Below are 3,223 nucleotides of genomic sequence, written 5' to 3' on the forward strand. Positions count from 1 at the left end.
TGTTGGCTGAATATCGCATTTGCAGTCCAGCAGAAATTGGTAATGCAGTCCGTCGTTGTGCTGAGTCGGCTTTTTATCAAGGTAGACCTGGGGAAATTGAGTTTGAGGATTTGCTGAAACAGCGACAAGAATTCACACCAGCTATGGAGCGAGAGTCAGAACAGATACAGGCTATTCGCAACCAGGCTATTTATGCTAAACCTGTGGCCAGTCTGGATGTTTCTCGATTTGCTTATCACCATCGGGAGTTATTTGGGTGATCAATTTGGCGACAAAAAAATGAGCTAGAGGCTTGTCCACCACAAATAAATTAGGGAGCTTCTCGAATCGCCAAAAAGTCTAGCCTCAGTTAGCCTAATGTAATTTTTGGACTCCAGCTAGTGTCGGATTTTAAAATCCGACATTTATTAAAATTCTCGAACTTATGTTTGTCGGATTTCAAAATTCGACAAATCATTGATATACTGCGACTAAGTTTGAGCAATTTTTATGAAACAGATAGTTCTCGCACTTCTGGCTAATGCTGGTGGAGTAGGTAAGTCTACCATTAGCACACATATTGCCTATGAAGTAAGTAAACGGGGTTATAGCGTAGCTATGTTAGATTTAGACCCACAACGTTCATTGGACGTATTTTGTGGTTTGTCACCAGCCGAAGCAAATTTAACTACAGTAGAGTTACTTTCTAAGGATTTTAAAGGTGATTGGTCATTAGTACCAGTTTGGGATTCCAAAGTTGAGGTGTGTCAAGGACATCCCTTGTTGGCTGAAATAGCTAATGAATTGGTTATCAGAAAACGTGGAGAATACAGTTTAGCGGACAAACTAAATAAATATTCATTACCTCATAACTTAATTATTTTGGACTGTCCTGCAACTTTGGGTATGCTAAATGTCAATGCTTTAGCTGCTGCTACTCATGTTTTGGTTCCAGTACAGTTAGAGATGAAAGCTATTTCTGGTTCGGCAGAGTTAGTTGAATGGTGTATTTCCACAAGTGACGAGTTACAACTTGAACCACGTCCACCAATTTTAGGGTTTGTTCCCAGTATGTATAACGGAGTAGTAGCTATGCACAGGCAATACCTGGCACAGTTACCTGCAATTGCTGAGAGATTAGGGATAAAGTTATATCCAAAAATTCGGAGTTCTAACGAGTTTAAAAATGCTAGTGCCTATGGATTACCATTGCACAAATATCGTCCCAAGCATCCTGCTTGCAAAGATTTCAAATTAGTTGTTGATGATGTAATTGCATTAATTAAGGAAAACTAATGGCAAAAGGATTACCGCAGATAGGCGATAAATTTAAAGGGGCAGTACAGAAAACCGATCAAGAACAAAAAATTACGGATTTACAAGCTGAAGTAGAAAGATTACGTGCATCGCAATCACCAGAATTAGAGACAGAAATCGCCAAACTGCGCGAGCAATTGCAAACGCAAACAGGTGAGATTGCCATTGATACAGGTTTAATTGACCCTAACCCTAACCAGCCGAGACAAACAATTACACAAGAGTCTATTCAGGCAAAAGCGAGATTACTAAAAAAACATGGGCAGATTACACCAGTAATTTTAGTGACTCAAGATAACGGTCGTTATATGCTCTTAGACGGACAGTTACGTTGGTCAGGAGCGAAGCTATTAGGATGGAAGACTATTCGGGCATTAATCGTACCTCAGCCACAGGATTTAGACCAATCATCGTTATTGACTTTTTTAGGTTTTGAAGATTTAAATCCACTCGATAAGGCAGAAGCAATATTTAAAGAGATCACCAAATCAACTGGTTTAGAAATTGATGAGGTTGCTACAACTCTTGGTGCTGTACTTAAGCGGCTTGAACGTAATAATCAAGTCAAGGAATTAACAAAATTATTAATTGCTAGTAGTGAGGAGCAACAACAAGGTTTAGAAGTACTGGGTATTATTAACGAGGAGCAAGCTTTATTTTTAGTGTTCTTAGAATTTGGGTTGAATCCTGCTTCTGTTAAGTCCAATCTTTTACCAATGTTATCTTTGCCAGAAGATTTAAAAAGAGCAATTCGTCATCAAGAACTGAAAGGCGCTCACGCATTGGCATTAGCAACATTGTCATCAAAAATATTGAAAATTTCCGAACAAGAAGCAGCTATAGAACGAATAAAAGCAACAGAGCAGGTATTAAAAGAAAATTTAACTGTACCTGAGACACGCGATTTAATTAAGGACATTAAAGCTAAGTATTTAACACCAGAACAATCTGAATCGAAAGAACTAAAAGTAATTATTCAAAAAATCAGTAGTGGATTATCTGAGATAACTTTAGCTAATGCTAGTCGTGAACAACTTCAATCTCTACAAGGAATTTTGTCACAGAAATTAAACGAAATTGGTAAGTTAATGGAATAAGTTTTTGGGGCAAAAAGAGCGATCGCTTAGGCCACAGTTTAGTTACCCCCAAGCAACTACGGGTGAGTATTTTTACAAACGAAAAGGCGTTGGCGTTCATGTAGCGTACCCGTAGATACCCAGAGGACGGCTTACCAGAAGGTAAAGTAGATTAGGTTATACGAGGTTTGCCAAACCCCATATCTTATCAAAATCGCACTTTAAATTGGGCGTCTCTAAAATCTTTACAAAGTTATTAGGGATACACCAATTACTCAACTAAATAAAGTTAATAGTGTTGATTGGTTAATCATGAGTTTGCACCTCAAAGCATTTGACTATCTCCACACAAAACCTTTACGACGCAAGTATTTTGGACTGACGAACATGGAGATTATCCAATCACATCGCTTTAAAATTGGATACGGGCAAGCAACAAGTCCATTAATATCCCTTATATTCATTCATATCATGGGATTACTATGGATCATACTGCTGATGATATCAATTCACTTGTCCCAGTAGTTTTTCGATCTTCTAGGAAAGAATGGGCAATTAAATTAATGATTTCAACTCTTTCTACAGCAGAGGCAGCAGATACAAGCTTTTGCAGGCTTACACTTGGCTTTGCCCCAAGCAGCTGAGACAAATACCACTCCCGTGCTTCTATAGGAACAGCCCCTAACAATGCTAGAAACTTTCTAGTTCCTAAGTCAGCCTTTCCCTTACGAAATCTAGAAATTAGCACCTCTGAAACTCCAGCTTGCTTTGCTACAATCTTTGCCGAAAGGTTGAACCTATCGAACATCTCGTCAAATAGTTGCTGGTAAAGAGAAGTTTCCTCTGTTACA

Annotated in this window: 3 protein-coding genes and 1 pseudogene; 3 read left to right on the forward strand and 1 reads right to left on the reverse strand. The window is 38.6% G+C overall.

The window, feature by feature from the left end; all coding sequences use genetic code 11:
- The 3 genes and pseudogenes from ACEW80_RS23815 to ACEW80_RS23825 form a co-directional block, all read left to right on the forward strand.
- Positions 1-260: pseudogene (locus ACEW80_RS23815) on the forward strand (AAA family ATPase); the annotation flags it as partial.
- Positions 261-489: 229 nt separating this feature from the next.
- Positions 490-1,275, forward strand: coding sequence for a ParA family protein (locus ACEW80_RS23820; protein ID WP_373528964.1), 786 nt, complete (start codon positions 490-492; stop codon positions 1,273-1,275).
- Positions 1,275-2,393, forward strand: coding sequence for a ParB/RepB/Spo0J family partition protein (locus ACEW80_RS23825; RefSeq protein ID WP_373528965.1), 1,119 nt, complete (start codon positions 1,275-1,277; stop codon positions 2,391-2,393). Before ACEW80_RS23820 ends, ACEW80_RS23825 begins: the two co-directional genes overlap by 1 nt.
- Positions 2,394-2,859: 466 nt before the next feature.
- Here ACEW80_RS23825 and ACEW80_RS23830 read toward each other — a convergent pair.
- Positions 2,860-3,223 (reverse strand): XRE family transcriptional regulator (locus tag ACEW80_RS23830; protein ID WP_373528966.1); only part of this gene is annotated, 364 nt, incomplete at its 5' end.

This window comes from Nostoc sp. (genome assembly GCF_041747015.1).
Taxonomy (GTDB): Bacteria; Cyanobacteriota; Cyanobacteriia; order Cyanobacteriales; family Nostocaceae; genus Nostoc.

Coding starts and splice junctions, on each gene's coding strand:
- ACEW80_RS23820 (WP_373528964.1), top strand. CDS start 490: ATGAAACAGATAGTTCTCGCACTTCTGGCTAATGCTGGTGGAGTAGGT.
- ACEW80_RS23825 (WP_373528965.1), top strand. CDS start 1,275: ATGGCAAAAGGATTACCGCAGATAGGCGATAAATTTAAAGGGGCAGTA.